Origin of the sequence: Rhizobium sp. BT-226 (assembly GCF_025847085.2) — a bacterium.
Taxonomy (GTDB): Bacteria; Pseudomonadota; Alphaproteobacteria; order Rhizobiales; family Rhizobiaceae; genus Rhizobium; species Rhizobium sophorae.
In genome coordinates, this window is record NZ_JAOYTI010000001.1 from 126891 (window position 1) to 142474 (window position 15584).

13 protein-coding genes and 1 pseudogene are annotated in these 15584 nt (G+C 61.3%); 7 read left to right on the forward strand and 7 right to left on the reverse strand.

Annotated elements, in window-relative coordinates:
• Positions 1–16: 16 nt before the first annotated feature.
• The 4 genes from OIU37_RS00790 to OIU37_RS00805 all read right to left on the reverse strand — a co-directional run bounded on the left by OIU37_RS00790 (position 17) and on the right by OIU37_RS00805 (position 4431).
• A complete protein-coding gene (locus OIU37_RS00790) occupies positions 17–1285 on the reverse strand; it encodes a nitrate/nitrite transporter (RefSeq protein WP_264255082.1) in 1269 nt (422 codons plus the stop codon).
• 479 nt (positions 1286–1764) lie between these two features.
• Complete coding sequence (locus OIU37_RS00795; protein ID WP_264255083.1) at positions 1765–3045, reverse strand: CmpA/NrtA family ABC transporter substrate-binding protein; 1281 nt, start codon at positions 3043–3045, stop codon at positions 1765–1767.
• Between the two features lie 34 nt (positions 3046–3079).
• Positions 3080–3667 (reverse strand): ANTAR domain-containing response regulator, encoded by a 588-nt coding sequence (locus tag OIU37_RS00800; protein WP_018241751.1) that lies wholly within the window; start codon positions 3665–3667, stop codon positions 3080–3082.
• A 134-nt stretch (positions 3668–3801) separates the two neighbouring features.
• Entirely contained in the window at positions 3802–4431 is a 630-nt protein-coding gene (locus OIU37_RS00805) for a glutathione S-transferase family protein (protein WP_264255089.1), read from the reverse strand.
• Between the two features lie 109 nt (positions 4432–4540).
• Here OIU37_RS00805 and OIU37_RS00810 point away from each other — a divergent pair.
• The 5 genes and pseudogenes from OIU37_RS00810 to OIU37_RS00830 form a co-directional block, all read left to right on the forward strand.
• Positions 4541–4663: pseudogene (locus OIU37_RS00810) on the forward strand (ABC transporter); the annotation flags it as partial.
• A gap of 14 nt (positions 4664–4677) precedes the next feature.
• Positions 4678–5808 carry an LLM class flavin-dependent oxidoreductase gene (locus tag OIU37_RS00815; protein WP_264255090.1) on the forward strand — a complete coding sequence of 377 codons (1131 nt, stop codon included), beginning with the start codon at positions 4678–4680 and terminating at the stop codon, positions 5806–5808.
• A 24-nt stretch (positions 5809–5832) separates the two neighbouring features.
• Positions 5833–7665, forward strand: coding sequence for a TRAP transporter large permease subunit (locus OIU37_RS00820; protein WP_264255091.1), 1833 nt, complete (start codon positions 5833–5835; stop codon positions 7663–7665).
• Between the two features lie 13 nt (positions 7666–7678).
• Positions 7679–8677 carry a TRAP transporter substrate-binding protein gene (locus tag OIU37_RS00825; RefSeq protein WP_264255093.1) on the forward strand — a complete coding sequence of 333 codons (999 nt, stop codon included), beginning with the start codon at positions 7679–7681 and terminating at the stop codon, positions 8675–8677.
• Positions 8678–8968: 291 nt separating this feature from the next.
• Entirely contained in the window at positions 8969–9628 is a 660-nt protein-coding gene (locus OIU37_RS00830) for a peroxiredoxin (protein WP_264255094.1), read from the forward strand.
• 156 nt (positions 9629–9784) lie between these two features.
• On the opposite strand, the gene OIU37_RS00835 is transcribed toward OIU37_RS00830, so the two are convergent.
• On the reverse strand, positions 9785–10507 hold the full coding sequence (locus OIU37_RS00835; RefSeq protein WP_264255095.1) for a glutathione binding-like protein: 723 nt from the start codon (positions 10505–10507) through the stop codon (positions 9785–9787).
• 220 nt (positions 10508–10727) lie between these two features.
• On the opposite strand from OIU37_RS00835, the gene OIU37_RS00840 reads away from it, so the two are divergent.
• Positions 10728–11684 (forward strand): lytic transglycosylase domain-containing protein, encoded by a 957-nt coding sequence (locus OIU37_RS00840; RefSeq protein WP_182211407.1) that lies wholly within the window; start codon positions 10728–10730, stop codon positions 11682–11684.
• Positions 11685–11776: 92 nt separating this feature from the next.
• Entirely contained in the window at positions 11777–12733 is a 957-nt protein-coding gene (locus OIU37_RS00845; RefSeq protein ID WP_264255097.1) for an NAD(P)-dependent oxidoreductase, read from the forward strand.
• 18 nt (positions 12734–12751) lie between these two features.
• Here OIU37_RS00845 and OIU37_RS00850 read toward each other — a convergent pair whose 3' ends face one another.
• Together OIU37_RS00850 and OIU37_RS00855 are read right to left on the reverse strand one after the other, a co-directional pair.
• Positions 12752–14017: a glycerate kinase gene (locus OIU37_RS00850; protein ID WP_264255098.1), complete on the reverse strand. Its 1266-nt coding sequence runs from the start codon at positions 14015–14017 to the stop codon at positions 12752–12754.
• A 165-nt stretch (positions 14018–14182) separates the two neighbouring features.
• Complete coding sequence (locus tag OIU37_RS00855) at positions 14183–15580, reverse strand: dipeptidase (protein ID WP_264255099.1); 1398 nt, start codon at positions 15578–15580, stop codon at positions 14183–14185.
• Between the last annotated feature and the right edge of the window lie 4 nt (positions 15581–15584).

Here is a 15584-nt window from a genome sequence, read left to right on the forward strand (position 1 = left end):
TTTCCAGGTCCTTAGATCAGGTTGCAGCCACGGGCGCCGAGTGCCCTTGGCGCGACAGTTGCTTTACGGACAGGTGCATCCAGATGAGAGAGATTACGACGATCGCAAAGAGCAGCAGGAAACAGCTGGACCAAAGGCCGGTCATGTCCTTGAGGAGGCCAAAGGCAATCGGAAGGATGAAGCCGCCAAGGCCGCCCATCATCCCGACGACGCCGCCGACTGCGCCGACGTTCTCGGGGTAGTAGGCCGGAATGTGCTTGTAGACGGCAGCCTTGCCGAGGCTCATGAAGAAGCCGAGCACGAAGATGACGACGATGAAGATAACGGGGGTGATACCGAACGCCGGACCCGTCCCGGAACCAGAAGCAGCCGGCAGCGAAAGGATGAGGGTGGCCACGGCCGAGACGAGAAGCATCGTATACATCACGCTGCGCGCGCCCTTTTTATCCGACAGCACGCCACCGAAGGCGCGGAAGATGCTGCCCGGGATGGAGTAGGCGGCCGCGACCATGCCGGCGGTTTCCAGGTTGAAGCCGTAGACGCCGACCAGGTAGCGCGGCAGCCACAGCGACAGGGCGACGAAGCCGCCGAAGGCGAAGAAATAGTAGAGCGAGAAGCGCCAGACCTGAACGTTTTGCAGCGGCGCGAATTCCTGCGCGAAACTCTTGGAGGCAGCGCGGCGTTCGCGGCGCAGACGAAAGGCCGGATCATCGGTCGTGGTGAACCAGAAGACGATTGCCATTAGCGCCAGACCGACGGCCCAGATCTCTGCAACCGCCTGCCAGCCCCATGCGATCAGCACGAAGGGGGCTGCGAATTTGGTCACGGCCGCGCCGACATTGCCGGCACCGAAGATGCCGAGTGCGGTTCCCTGCTTCTCCGCCGGGAAGAAAGGCGAGACATAGGCGACACCGACTGCGAAGGAGCCGCCGGCGAGGCCGACGCCGAGGCCGGCGATCAACATCTGCGTATAGGTCTGGGCGTAAGAGAGCAGAAAGGTCGCCAATGCGGCGGCCAGCATGGTGAGCGTGTAAACGAGACGGCCGCCGTAACGCCCCGTCCAGATGCCAAGAACGATGCGCACCAGCGAACCGGTGAGCACGGGGGTACCGACCAGCAATCCGAACTCGGCCTCGTTCAGGCCGAGATCCTGCTTGATGCGAATGCCGATGATCGCGAAGATCGTCCAGACGGCAAAACAGAGGGTGAAGGCTACAGTGGAGATCCACAATGCCTTGGCTGGTTCGCCGGCGGACATGGACTGTGATTTCTCGATGACAGACATAACTTCTCCGAGGCCCGACAAGGTCGTGCCGATCCATCGCTGAGGGTTAAAACAAAAAGCCGCTGGTCAGGACGCGCATCCACGAGGCGCGCGAAATATCCTGATCAGCGGCTTTGCTGGTGGCGCCCGCCGTTGGACGCCGAATTCTTGGGCCTTCGGCCCATTTGCCTGGAGGCAATCCGTTGGCCGGATTGCTCAAGCTAAAACCTACCTCTTCATCCGAAGAGCAATCTCTGTGTCTTCCGTGAGCGTCTATCGCGCGCTCACTCTGCGCTGATCGTCATTGACCGGTGCTACAAAGACTATGCAAACTGCGTGCCAGTTTTGTGATCGACGTTCAATCCACTGAATACAAATGATATTTTACGAAACACGCCGCCTGCTTGTTTTTCGGGCCGCCACCCGCTCATGCAAATATTTTGTGCGCTTGTCGTGAGACGGGCAGATGCTTGCTGGCGTTTTGTGCAGGCCGGCATCGGTTAGACCTCGTCGTCGGAAACGAAGGCGAGGGCGCTTTTGACGGCAAAACCTGCGACATAGTCCGGCAGCCTCGCCGGGTCGAAGACGTGGCCGTCCATGAAACGGTCGCCCTCGTCACTACCTTCGATGCGGATATCGGCATCTGCGGGTGCGTTGTCGTCACCGAGAGCAGCGCGATAGAGATCCGGGCGGTAGGCGGATGCTGCGGCCCTTGCCATGTTAAGGCTGATCTCGGCCTGTCCCCAGCGGATCATCTGGCTGTAGATCCACAGCGCCTGGCTTGGCCGGGGATAATTGGCGAAGCCGGAATGGAACATGAAATAATCGGCGATGATGCGGCGGTTACCCTTTGCGTCGAGGCTGAATTCGCCGGCGAGCACACGGCGAATGATTTCGACGGGGGCAGCGATATAGCGCGGGTCGGCAAGAGCTGCCGCCAGCGCATCGTGATTTTCCGGCCGGTCGCACCACCGGGCTGCCGCGTCGAGCGCCACGATCAGCCGGGAAACGGTTTCCGGATGGCTTTCCGCCCAGTCCGGCCGCATGCCGATCACCTTTTCCGGTGCCGACGGCCAGATATCCTGCTTGGCGGCGACGATGCGGCCGACGCCGCGCTCCGAAGCGACCATGTTCCACGGCGCGCCGACGCAGAAACCGTCGATCGCACCGGCTGCCAGCGCATCCGAAGTCATGGGCGGCGGCACGACCACGAGCTTGACATCCTTGTCGGGATCGATGCCGCCGGCTGCCAGCCAGTAGCGGAATTCGTAATTGTGCGAGGAGAAGGGGTAGGTGACCCCGAAAGTCGGCAGCGGCTCGCCGCGGGCCTTCATTGCCGCCAATGTTTTTGCCAGGGCGCGGGCATTGTCGAGCGCGCTTGCCGTTTCCGGCAATCCCACGTCATTCCGCATCCTGTCGAAGAGCCGCGTCGACAACGTGATCGCGTTGCCGCCGCGCCCCAGCGAAAATGGTGTGATCGTCGGTGAGGGATTGGAGCCGAGACCGAGCATGGAGGCGACGGGCATCGGCGACAGCATGTGGGCGATGTCGAACTGGCGGAATGCCAGGCGGTCGCGCACATTCGCCCAGGAGACGTCCTTGACGAGATCGAGCGTCAGGCCTTCCTTCCGCGCAAAGCCGAATTCCGCCGCCGCAATCAGCACCGATGCATCGACGAGCGGAATGAAACCGGCCCGCAGCACTTTCGGTCCTTCGTTGTTCACCCGCACGGGCGAGGGCAGCTCGCCGCCGGAGTTGGAGGTCGTTGTCATCATATCCACTCCGGTTTCCTCCGGAAATTCATCAGGTCGGCCATTACATCAACAGCCCCGCGGCAGTGACGACGCTCTGGGCGATTTCCGACATCTTCTTCTTTTCGTTCATGGCTGTCTGGCGCAGCAGGGCGAAAGCCTCTTCCTCGGAGAGGCCGCGCATCTTCATCAATATGCCCTTGGCGCGCTCGACCAGCTTGCGTTCCTCCAGCGCGGAGCGGGCATCGGCAAGCTCCCGCCGCAGCCGGTTGAAGGCATTGAAGCGGCTGACGGCCATGTCGAGGATCGGTTTGACGCGTTCCTTCTTCAATCCGTCGACGATATAGGCCGAGACGCCGGCATCGACGGCAGCCTCGATCGAGGCCGTGTCGGACCGGTCGACGAACATGGCGATCGGGCGGCTGACGGTGCGCGTCAGCTGGAACAGATGCTCCATCATGTCGCGGTTGGGATTTTCGATATCGATGATGATCACGTCGGGCATCAGCGTTTCAATGATTCGCGCGATGCCGTTGACCTCATGCACAACGGTGACGCGCACATGCCCTGCCTCGCGCAGGCCTTCTTCGATGATGGAGGCGCGAATGGCATTTTCGTCGATCACCAGAATTGTCAGATCGAGATGCGTCATTGCTATATTCATGACGCAGTGCAGCAAATTTAGCAAGGTGTTCGCCTGAAAAATGTGCAAAAATGGGTGTGCGCAAAAAATAATCAAATTGCCGAAATTTCGGGCGGGATCAATACGCCGCGCTGGCATGGTCTTCAGGGCTGCGGTATTTCGGATGTGAAATGGGGAACGTCGTAGCCGCGCTTGACCTGTGGCCGCGCCGCAAGCCTGAGATACCATCGTTTGACGTTCGGGAATGCATTGAGGTCGATCTCGTGGCGCTGAAAACGGGAAACCCAGGGCCAGACCGCCATGTCGGCGATGGAATAATCGTCGACGAGATAGTCGCGGTCTGCGAGCCGCGCGTTCAGCGTTTCATAGAGGCGGCAAGTGTCCCTGCGAAAAAGATCCTCTGCGAACGGCGCTTCGCCGGCATTGTAGGTCAGGAAATAATGGGCGTTGCCGAGCGTCGGCCCGAAGCCGCCCATATGCCACATCAGCCATTCGATCGTGTGATGCCGGGCGGCACCCTGCCGGGGCAGGAAGCGGCCGGTCTTTTCGGCAAGATAGAGCAGGATGGCGCCGGATTCGGCAAGCGTGATGCCGGTCTCGTGATCGACGATAACGGGAGTCTTGCCGCCCGGATTGATGGCGAGATAGTCCTGCCGGAATTGATCGCCCTTGGTGATGTCGACCGTGTGGGGGCGGTAGGAGAGGCCGAACTCTTCGAGCGCGATGGATACTTTGAGCCCGTTCGGCGTGATCCAGGTATAGAGGTCGATCATGCCGGGTTCAATCGAACATCATTTCGTCGACCGGCAGCTTCGTCATTCCGAAGCGCCCGGTGACATCGTCGAGGCCAGAGAACATGTCCCGCAGAGTTTGTACGATTGTTTCGATACGAGGCCGATCGACGACGAGATCATTGCCGAACAGCAGGAGGAGGCCGACACGCTGCTGCGCCACGGCCATTTCGCCAAGCCCATCGTGTTGAAACGCCCGGAAATGACGAAATAACAAGGAAGCCGGAGATGAACGTTTTCTGGTACATGTGCGCGCCCGACGGCGCCTATCCCTGGCAGCCCGAAGGCTCACGTCAGGTCGATTACGGTTACTACAAGCAGCTTGCCCAGGCCTATGACCATCTGGGCTACACCGGCGCCCTGTTTGCGACCGGCGCCCACGACGTCTGGGTGCTGGCGAGTGCGCTGCTTGCTCACACCGAGCGGCTGCGATTTCTCGTCGCCATCCACCCCGGCCTCGTCGCGCCGACATTGCTTGCCAAGATGGCTGCGACCTTCCAGGAATTCGCCCGTGGCCGGCTGCTGATCAATGTCGTCTCCGGCGACGCCAAGATGCTCGGCGCCTACGGCATGATGCTGCCGCATGACGAGCGTTATGACATGGCAGACGAATATCTTCAGCTCTGGCACCGGCTCTTTGCCGGTGAGAGCGTCACCCATCAGGGCAAGTATTTCTCGACCGACGGCGCCAAGCTCGCCTTGCCGGTCGGCGAGAGCATCGCACCGCCGCCGCTCTGGTTCGGTGGATCCTCCGACAAGGCGCTTGAAGTCGCGGCGAAACATGTGGACACCTATCTCTCCTGGGGCGAGACGCCCGCCCAGATCGGCGAGAAGGTCGAAGCCGTAAAGGCGCGGGCCGCCCACTACGGCCGTGAACTGGGATATGGCATCCGTCTCTATGTCATCGTTCGCGACACCGACGAAAAGGCCTGGGAAGCGGCGGCCGATCTCTATGGCCGCATGGATGATGCGGCGATCACCGCCAACCAGCGCTTCGTCGCAAGAAGCGATTCCGTCGGTCAGCAGCGCATGACCGCATTGCATGGCGGCCTCAAGCCGGAAAACTTGCGCGACCTCGAAGTCGCGCCGAACCTCTGGGCAGGCATTGGCCTGGTCAGGCCCGGCCCCGGCACGGCGATCGTCGGTTCTCCGGATACGGTTCTGCGCACGCTCGAAGCCTATCAGAAGGCGGGCGTCGATACTTTTATTCTTTCTGGCATGCCGCTGCTTGAGGAAGCCTATCGTTTCGGCGAAAAGGTGCTGCCGCGGCTCGATGTCAGCAGGGAAGTCTCGAAGGCGCGCAACTACACCTGGTCGACGCTCTTCGATCGCGATCTTACGACCGTCAAGAATGCCTGATTCTCTCGCCAGAAGGTAAGTTTTGTGGCCACCAGTGAATTTCATCCGATCGAACAGGCCGCTCCGGACAGCGGGGTGGCAGCGCGCCTGCTGCGGGCGATCGAAGCGGTTCTCGGCATTGCCGCGGCACTCGTTCTCGCCGTGCTGCTCTCCATGGTGCTCGTCACAGTCTGCCTGCGCTATTTCTTCAGCGCCGGCTTCATCGGCGCCGAGGATCTCGGTATCTGGCTGCATGTGGGTCTGATCGCGCTCGGCGCGCCGCTCAGCCTCAACAGCGCGCTTGCCATGCGCCTCGACGTCTTCGTCAAGATGCTACCGGAAAGCCTGCAGAAGGTGACGCCGATCGGCGCCGATGTGTTCACCGTGCTTTCGGCGCTGATCCTGAGCTTCGGCGGTAGCGAGATCATGACGATGCTTGGCGGCGTCTCGCCGACGCTCGGCGTGCCGGAATGGATCCGCTTCGGCTTCCTCGGCACCAGTGGCGCGCTGATCCTTGTCGTGCTGCTTCTGCAGCGCATCGCCGAAGGCAAGATCCTGCCGGTTTTGCTCTCGCTTGCCGTCGGTGTCGCGCTCTATGCCGGCATTCCCCATATCTCGCTCGATCTCGACTGGCCGCCGAGCATTTTTCTCGGACTGATCGCCGCGGTCGGCCTTGTGCTTGCTGCGCCGCTGCCGCACGCCTTTCTTGCTGCGGCCTATGTCGTCATCGCCTTTGGCAGCAGCCTGCCGGAGCCGGCGATCGTCTCCGCGACCGTCACCGGTATATCGAAATTCCTGCTGCTCGCCATTCCCTTCTTCCTGCTCGCCGGCGGCCTGCTGACGGCATCCGGCGTCGCCAACCAGCTTGTGCGCTTCGCCGCCGCCATGGTCGGCCATCGCCGGGCCGGACTGGCGCAGACGACGCTGCTCACCAGCGTTCTCTTTTCCGGCGCTTCCGGCTCGTCGGTCGCAAATGCCGCCTTCGGCGCATCGACCTTCCAGCCCGAGCTGGTCAAACACGGCTACCGGCCGGCGCAGGCGGCGGCGATCATCGCCTCGACATCGGTTCTCGACAATGTTATCCCGCCGTCGATCGCATTTCTGATCCTTGCGACGGCGACCAATCTTTCCGTCGGCTCGCTGCTCGTCGGCGGCTTCTTCGCCGGCGGCTTGATGGCCATATGCCTGGCGGTCGCCATCCATCTGACCGTGCGTGAGCAGGTGCCCTTGCCGCGCGCAAATGCGAGACAGCGCTGGCAATCGGCGGTCCAGGCAATCCCGGCTTTCGGGCTCGGCATCATCGTCGTCGTCGGCATTCGCATCGGTATCGTCACCACCACGGAAGCCGCCGCTCTTGCTGCTTTCTACACGCTGCTGCTCGGCATCGGTGCGCGCCTCGGCATTCTCTCGCTCTATGCCGCCTTTCGCCAGGCAGCAGTCGAAGCGGCGGCGATCGGCCTTCTCATCGGCACGGCCGGCCCCTTTGCCTTTTTGCTGGCGGTCGACGACGTATCCGGACTGATCTCGCATCTGACGACGGTGCTCGGCGGCAGCGCGCTTGCGGTCATCCTGCTGTCGAACGTCATCCTGCTGGTGATCGGCCTCGTTCTGGATATCGGCGCCGCGATCCTGCTCTTCGGCCCGATCCTGCTGCCGGCAGCGGTCGCCGCCGGCATCGATCCCATTCAGTTCGGGGTGATCATCGTCGTCAACCTGATGATCCACGGACTGACACCGCCGCTCGGCATGCTGATCTACGTCGTCGGCGGCGTCACGCGCATTCCCGCCTCAGAGCTCTTTCGGGCGGTGGTTCCCTATCTGCTCGCTCTCCTGGTCTCGCTCGCAATCCTCTGCGCCTGGGCCATCATCTTCTCGTAAACAGGACAACCCCATGGATAATCTCAACCGACGCAATTTCCTGAAGACCGCAGCTGTCGCTGGAACGGCGCTTGCCGCGCCCGCCTTCGTCCGCACCGCCGCTGCCCGCACGACGACGATCACGATCGCCTCACTGCTCGGCGACGAGAAGCCGGAAACGAAGATCTGGGTGAAGATCGGCGAATTGGTCGAAGCGAAGCTTCCCGGCCAGTTCAAGTTCAACATCGTCAGAAACGGTGCGCTCGGCGGCGAAAAGGAAGTGGCCGAAGGCGTGCGCCTCGGTTCCATCCAGGCCAGTCTCTCGACGGTCTCGTCGCTCTCCGGCTGGGCGCCGGAGCTGCAGATCCTCGATCTGCCCTTCCTCTTCCGCGATGCCGACCATGTCCGCAAAACCGTCACCGGCGATGTCGGCGCCGATCTCATGCAGAAACTGCAGGCGCAGAATTTCGTCGTCGGCGATTTCATCAATTACGGCGCCCGCCATCTCCTGACCAAGGAGCCGGTGACGCGGCCAGAACAACTCAAGGGCAAGCGCATTCGCGTCATCCAGAGCCCGCTGCACACCAAGCTCTGGAGCGCATTCGGCACGACGCCGATCGGCATTCCGATCACCGAGACCTATAATGCGCTCGCAACCGGTGTCGCCGACGCGATGGATCTGACCAAATCGGCCTATGCCGGCTTCAAGCTCTATGAGGTCGTGCCCGATATGACCCAAACCGGCCACATCTGGGCATCCGGCGTCATCTACTATGCCTCGACCTTCTGGGCCGGCCTCAATGACGAGCAGAAGGCGGTGTTCCAGCAGGCCTCCATCGAGGGGGCTGCCTATTTCAACCAGTTGATCGTCGACGACGAATCCAAATCCGTCGAGACCGCAGTTGCCAACGGCGGAAAACTCTTGAAGCCGGAAGCCTTCGACGAATGGCAGAAGGGCGCCCAGGGCGTGTGGGACGATTTCGCGCCTGTTGTCGGCGGCATCGACAGGATCAAATCCGTCCAGGCCGCCTGAGCAAGCGGCGGACGGTTCTCCTGCTGCTTTTGAGGGGACCGATGGAAAGCCATCGGTCTCTTCATCGCGCGCACCTGCCGGAAAAATAATGTCGGAGCAGGCCGGAAATCGAAAGAGCATGCCTTCGGTGATCGTGATATATGAATTACTTAAAATCCTGGAATGGGAAGTTTTTACCTTCGGCCGGTGCGATCCTTTTGACCGCAATCACGCGACCGCTTCCGGCGGACGGATCCCATGGCCTCGATTTGAGATAAACAACATTGAACACAAGGCTTTGGAGGGCCGACCATGAGCTTACGTATCAACGATATTGCCCCCGATTTTACCGCCGACACCACCCAGGGACCGATCAGCTTCCATGATTGGATCGGCAACGGCTGGGCCGTCCTGTTCTCGCATCCGAAGAATTTCACGCCGGTTTGCACCACTGAGCTTGGCGCCATGGCTGGCTTGGCCGGGGAATTTTCCAAGCGTGGCGCCAGGATCATCGGCATCTCCGTCGATCCGGTCGAAAGCCATGCCAAGTGGAAGAGCGACATCAAGACCGCCACCGGTTTCGACGTTGAATATCCGCTGATCGGTGACAAGGACCTCAAGGTCGCCAAGCTCTACGACATGCTGCCGGCCGGCGCCGGCGAGAGCTCGGAAGGCCGCACGCCTGCCGACAACGCGACGGTGCGTTCGGTCTTCATCATCGGTCCGGATAAGAAGATCAAGCTGATCCTGACCTATCCGATGACGACGGGCCGCAATTTCAACGAGATCCTGCGCGCCATCGATTCCATCCAGTTGACCGCCAAGCACCAGGTGGCGACACCAGCGAACTGGAACCAGGGCGAGGATGTCATCATCACCGCCGCGGTTTCCAACGAAGACGCGATCACGCGTTTCGGCTCCTTCGATACGGTTCTGCCCTATCTCAGGAAGACCAAGCAGCCGACGGCCTGATTGCTGCTTTCAAGCCATTCTCCAGACCGCCGCGGCCATATGGCCCGGCGGCTTTTTCGTGCAGGCATTCTGGAAGAATGTCGCTCCGTTGCGCCTTGTTGTTGCGCAATTCCGGACGCAAACCGCTGCGCCCTTTCGCTGCAATTGCTTGGCTGCTCAATCCGGAACGGGCAGGGCGCGCTGGTTGTAGAGGATCTTGCGGATGCGCGCCTGTTCCTCTTCGGAGAGCTTGCTGTTATCGGTGCCGAGATCGGCGCCGACCGCAAGGCCGCGCTGGACGCCGGGCCTTGCGATGAGCTCCTCGAACCACCGCTTGAAATGCTTGAACTCGTTGATGTCCTGGCCCTGTGCCTGCCAGTTGACGGTCCAGGGATAGCTGACGATGTCGGCGATGGTGAATTCGTCACCGGCAAGATAGCGCCGGTCGCGAAGCCGCATGTTGAGAACGCCGTAAAGGCGGTTGGCTTCGTCGGTGAGGCGCCGCACCGCATAGGACTGATCGCCTTCGCGATCGCCAAGGCGACGGAAGTGACCGGCTTCGCCGAGTTTCGGTCCCTGGTTCGCCATCTGCCAGATCACCCATTGCATGACCTCGTATTTGCCACGCAGATCCTGCGGCCAGAATTTTCCGGTCTTCTCGGCGAGGTAGAAGAGGATCGCGCCGGATTCAAACACGCTCAAGGGACTGCCGCCATCGGCAGGCTCGTGATCGACGATGGCAGGCATGCGGTGATTGGGGTTGAGCTTTAGATAATCGGGTTTGAACTGGTCGCCCCGGCCGATATTGACCGGCACCAGCCGGTAGGGTGTGCCGGTTTCCTCCAGGAAGATCGAAACCTTCTTGCCGTTCGGCGTCGGCCAGTAGTGGAGATCAATCATCTGCGTATCCTCGTTTGCTCGAGCATTCCTGGCAAAACAGGATGACGCTACGACCGTGGCAGGTCGAATATATCTGTTCCAAAATCGATGGCGAAATTAGAAACCTGTGACCGTCCGTGCCAACAACCGAAGTGCAGAATGGAATAGGGAAGCGTCGCGCCTTGATCGATGATATCTAGAATCCAGCGTCGTGATGGAAGTTCAAACCTCATGAGATCCGATGACACGCCGAAAACGTCAGTCCGACATTGGGAAGAGATCGGCCAAGGCCATGCTTTCGCTCTGTCTCCTGTTTTCCCAAGTGGAGACGATCATGGCCCAGCCGGAAGGAAGCGCTGGGGCGCCGGCTTGTCTCTATTCAGGTCCTTCGGCGTTGGGATCGGGTGAGACGCTCTGCATCCGGAAAGATAGTTTCAACCGCGACCTTTGCGTCGCGATCGAGCATTTCGCCAACGCCAATCAATTGCCGCCGGATTATTTCGCCCGTCTCATCTGGCGGGAAAGCACCTTTCGACCCGATGCAGTCAGCTTCAAGGGAGCGCAGGGGATTGCGCAGTTCATGCCCGGAACGGCGAAACTGCGCGGTCTCGAAGACAGCTACCAGGTGTTGGAAGCCCTGCGGAAATCGGCGCAATATCTCGACGAATTACGCAATCGTTTCGGCAATCTCGGCCTTGCCGCCGCCGCCTATAATGCCGGCGAAAACGGACTTTCTTCTTACCTAGCGTCAGGGAGATTACCTTACGAGACACGCGGCTACGTCCTGGCAATCACCGCACATACGATCGAGGAATGGAAGGATAATCCGCCGGAGGATGCGGCTGTCCCGCTCGACAAGGACAAGTCCTTCCTTGATGCTTGCGTGGCGCTCGCGGAGAGACGGACCTTGAAGGACACGCCCTGGCGTCAGGAGGGTGAATGGGCGCCCTGGGGCGTCCAGCTTGCGGCGAATGCAAATGTCGCGGTGGCCCGGCGCATGTTTCTCGATGCCGTGCAGGATCTGCCCGCTCCCCTGAATGCGGAACAGCCGCTGATCCTGCGCCAGCGCGATCGCAGCTTCGGTTTTCGCCCGCGTTATGCTGCCCGCATCGGCCGGCAGACACGCTTGGAAGCCAACGACCTCTGCAACCAGATCCGCAAGCATGGCGGCACCTGTCTTGTTTTCAAGAATCGATAGTGGGCCTGGTCCGCCCCTGGATCACGAAAAGTCTGCTTGCAGGAGCACCTAAGCGCAGCATATTCGACACGGGAAATGCAAAAGGAGGAACGATGATGCGGGTTTTGGTAGTCGGAGCAACGGGCCATGTCGGAACCTATCTCGTTCCCCGTCTGGTGGAGGCAGGTCACGACGTCGTCACGATCAGCCGAGGCACGGCGAAGCCCTATAAGGCAAACCACGCCTGGGCTTCCGTCGATCAGCGTCAGATGGATCGGGCAGCCATGGAGCGAACGGGTGAGTTTGGCCCGGCCGTGCGTGGAGTGAAAGCCGATATCGTCATCGACATGATCTGCTTCACGCTGGAAAGTGCCGAGCACTTGGTGACGGCGCTGTCAGGGCATGTCGGTCACTTCCTGCATACCGGCACGATCTGGACGCATGGCTACCCCACTGCCGTGCCGACGCTGGAAGAGGCACCGAAATCTCCCTTCGGCGATTACGGCACGCAGAAGGCTGATATCGAAACCTATCTGCTGCAGCAGGCAAGGCTTCGCGGATTTCCGGCAACCATCATCCATCCCGGGCACATTGTCGGTCCCGGCTGGACGCCGCTCAATCCGGCCGGCAATTTCAACCTGCAGGTCTTTTCAACCCTTGCCCGCGGAGAGACCCTGGCGCTGCCCCATTTCGGTTTGGAGACCGTTCATCACGTCCATGCCGATGACGTGGCGGCGATGTTCATGGATGCGATCGCCAATCGGAATGCGTCGACCGGCGAAAGTTTCCACGCGGTTTCGGAGCAGGCATTGACCCTTCGCGGTTATGCCGAATCCATGTCTCGCTGGTTCGGTCACGAGCCGAAGCTCAGCTTCGCCCCATTCGACGCCTGGGCCGAAAGTCAGACGGCCGAAGATGCGAAGGCGACCTGGGAACATATCGCCCGCAGCCCGAATTGCTCGATCGCCAAGGCCAAACGCCTGTTGGGATACACCCCGAGATACACCTCCCTGCAGGCGGTGCAGGAATCGGTCGGCTGGCTGGTCGGGCAGGGGCGGATCAAGACCTGATCCGCCATCACCCGGATCCTAACTGATTAGGATGGCCCTGAAATCATTGACATTGGTTCCGGTCGGGCCGGTTTCGAAGAGATCACCGGTGGCCGCAAAGCCTGAATAGCTGTCATTACTGTCGAGCAGCCGGCGCGGATCGAGCCCGGCGGCGCGAAGGCGCCTTGCCGTGCCGCCATCAGCAAAGGCGCCGGCATTATCCTCCGAACCGTCGATCCCGTCGGTGTCGGCCGCCAGGACATGAATGCCCTCCTGTCCGTCGATCGCCAACGCCATGGCGAGCGCGAATTCGCCGTTGCGTCCGCCCTTGCCGCCCTTGGCGCGCAGCGTCACCGTCGTCTCGCCACCGGAAAGGATGACGACCGGCTTCGGAAACGGCCTGTTCCGGCCCGACACTTCGCGGGCGATGGCCGCATGCACCAGCGCCACGTCGCGCGATTCCCCCTCGATCGCATCCGAAAGAATGGCCGGCTCGATCCCCTGCGATTTTGCCAGGGCGGCAGCCGCCTCCAGCGAGACGCCGGCGGAGGCGATGATGTGATGCGCGTGCATTAAGAAGACCGGATCGTCCGGGCGCGGCGCGTCGGCCTTCGGCGAGTTCAGATGATCGAGCGCGGCCTGCGGCAGCTGCAATCCGTATTGCCTGACAATCTCGAGCGCATCGTGTCGCGTCGAACCATCAGCCACTGTCGGCCCGGAGGCGACATGGGCCGGGTTGTCGCCGGGAATGTCGGAGACGATCAGACTGTCGACCCTCGCTTTGGTCGCTGCCGCAAGTCTTCCGCCCTTGATGGTGGAGAGATGCTTTCGCACCACATTCATCGCCGAGATCGGCGCGCCCGAGGCAAGCAGCATTTCGTTGAGCGCGATCTCGTCTTCGAGGGTCAGCCCCTCCGGTGGGGCGGGCAGCAGCGCCGAGCCGCCACCGCAGATCAGCGCGATCACCAGATCGTCTTCCGTCAGCCCGTTCACCGTCTCCATCAGCCGCTTTGCGGCGGTAAGCCCAGCGGCATCAGGTACCGGATGGGCGGCCTCGATGATCTCGATGGCGCGTGTCTCGCAGCCATAGCCGTAGCGGGTGACCACCAGACCTTCGAGCCGTCCGTCCCAGACGCTTTCGAGCGCCCGCGCCATCTGCGCCGCGCCCTTGCCGGCGCCGATCACCACGGTCCTTCCCTTCGGCCTTTCAGGCAGATGCGCCTTGATGCCGGTCAGCGGATCGGCGGCGCGAACCGCCGCGTCGAACAGGCTTTTCAGGAAGTCGCGGGGAGCGGTTATCGTCATCGGTGGTCTCTGCTGCCTCGGTGTCGATGGTGATGTGGGATTGTCCGTTATTCTCGGCCTGCTGGATCAGCAGGGTGGGCTGGCCGCACCATAGCCTACGGCATAATTCCTTAAATCGGAATCGATTGAAGGATAAATTATGCAGCAATTCAAAGTGCTACAGCGTCAGTTGGCGAGGGCCGCCAGGATGCGGACCCAGGATCGTATGCCTTTATGAAAGCTGGAGAGATCGTATTTTTCGTTCGGGCTGTGGACGCGGTTGTCGAAGCGGGCGAAGCCGACCAGGAGGGCATCGCATCCGAGTCGGCGTTTGAATTCGCCGATGATGGGGATCGAGCCTCCGGTGCCGGCAAGCGCCGCTTCGCATTGCCATTCCGTCGAAAGCGCCTGAAGCGTTCTGGTGAGAAACGGACTATCAATCGGCATCACGGTTGCCGGCGAAAGCCCGTAATCCCTGAAGCTGACCGAACAATCCCTGGGGATACGTGCGCGCACGTGCCGCTGGAAGGCATCGCGGATCGTCTGGGGATCCTGTCCTTCCACCAGGCGAAACGAAATCTTGGCGCTTGCCTTCGCCGGAATGACCGTCTTGAAGCCTTCGCCGGTATAGCCGCCGCTCATGCCATTGATCTCGCAGCTCGGCCGCGCCCAGATCTGTTCGAGGACGGAACGGCCTGCCTCGCCGGCCGGATCTCTGAGGCCAATATCACCGAGAAAGGCCTCCTCGTCGAAGGGCAGCCTTTTCCACAGCGCCTTGATGGCGTCGGGGAGCTCTTTCACGCCATCATAAAAACCCTCGACCGCGACGCCGCCATCGGCTCGCCGCAGGCTCGAAACAACGTCTGACAGTACTTGCAGCGGATTGCGCGCGGCATTTCCGAACATGCCGGAATGCAGGTCTTGATCGGCGCAGGTGACCTCGATTTCCGTACTGAAGATACCGCGCAGCATCGTCGTGACCGCAGGCGTTTCGCGATCCCACATATCCGTGTCGCAGACGAAAACCGCATCGGCCTTCAACTCGTCCGCCGTGGCATCCAGAAAGGGTGCGAGGCTCGGGCTGCCGGCCTCTTCCTCGCCTTCGAACAGCACGCTCACCTGCACCGGCAGTTTCCCGGTGACGCTCTTCCAGGCGCGGCAGGCTTCGACGAAGGTCATCAACTGCCCCTTGTCGTCGGACGCGCCGCGGGCGACGATCGCGGTATCGCCGTTCGGCAAGGCTTCCATGCGCGGCTCGAACGGATCGCTCGTCCACAGCGCCAGCGGATCGACCGGCTGGACATCGTAATGGCCGTAAAACAGCACATGCGGTGCGGACGCCGCCGTTTCATGGGCGACGACCATCGGATGGCCGGTCGTTTTGCGCACCGATGCTTCGAAGCCGATGGCAGCCAGATCCCTGCTCAGCCATTCGGCAGCAGCCCGGCAGTGATCGCGATAGGCCGGGTCGGTCGAGACGCTCGGAATGCGGATCAGCTCGAAAAGCCGCGCCAGGCTGCCATCGAGGCTTTGGTCCACATGGGCAAGAACGGCATCGATATCTTGGTCCATGGCACTAGTCATCGTC

Coding starts and splice junctions, on each gene's coding strand:
- OIU37_RS00815 (WP_264255090.1), top strand. CDS start 4,678: ATGAACGTTTTCTGGTACATGTGCGCGCCCGACGGCGCCTATCCCTGG.
- OIU37_RS00800 (WP_018241751.1), bottom strand. CDS start 3,667: ATGACGCATCTCGATCTGACAATTCTGGTGATCGACGAAAATGCCATT.
- OIU37_RS00830 (WP_264255094.1), top strand. CDS start 8,969: ATGAGCTTACGTATCAACGATATTGCCCCCGATTTTACCGCCGACACC.
- OIU37_RS00835 (WP_264255095.1), bottom strand. CDS start 10,507: ATGATTGATCTCCACTACTGGCCGACGCCGAACGGCAAGAAGGTTTCG.
- OIU37_RS00850 (WP_264255098.1), bottom strand. CDS start 14,017: ATGACGATAACCGCTCCCCGCGACTTCCTGAAAAGCCTGTTCGACGCG.
- OIU37_RS00840 (WP_182211407.1), top strand. CDS start 10,728: ATGACACGCCGAAAACGTCAGTCCGACATTGGGAAGAGATCGGCCAAG.
- OIU37_RS00805 (WP_264255089.1), bottom strand. CDS start 4,431: ATGATCGACCTCTATACCTGGATCACGCCGAACGGGCTCAAAGTATCC.
- OIU37_RS00790 (WP_264255082.1), bottom strand. CDS start 1,285: ATGTCTGTCATCGAGAAATCACAGTCCATGTCCGCCGGCGAACCAGCC.
- OIU37_RS00855 (WP_264255099.1), bottom strand. CDS start 15,580: ATGACTAGTGCCATGGACCAAGATATCGATGCCGTTCTTGCCCATGTG.
- OIU37_RS00825 (WP_264255093.1), top strand. CDS start 7,679: ATGGATAATCTCAACCGACGCAATTTCCTGAAGACCGCAGCTGTCGCT.
- OIU37_RS00845 (WP_264255097.1), top strand. CDS start 11,777: ATGATGCGGGTTTTGGTAGTCGGAGCAACGGGCCATGTCGGAACCTAT.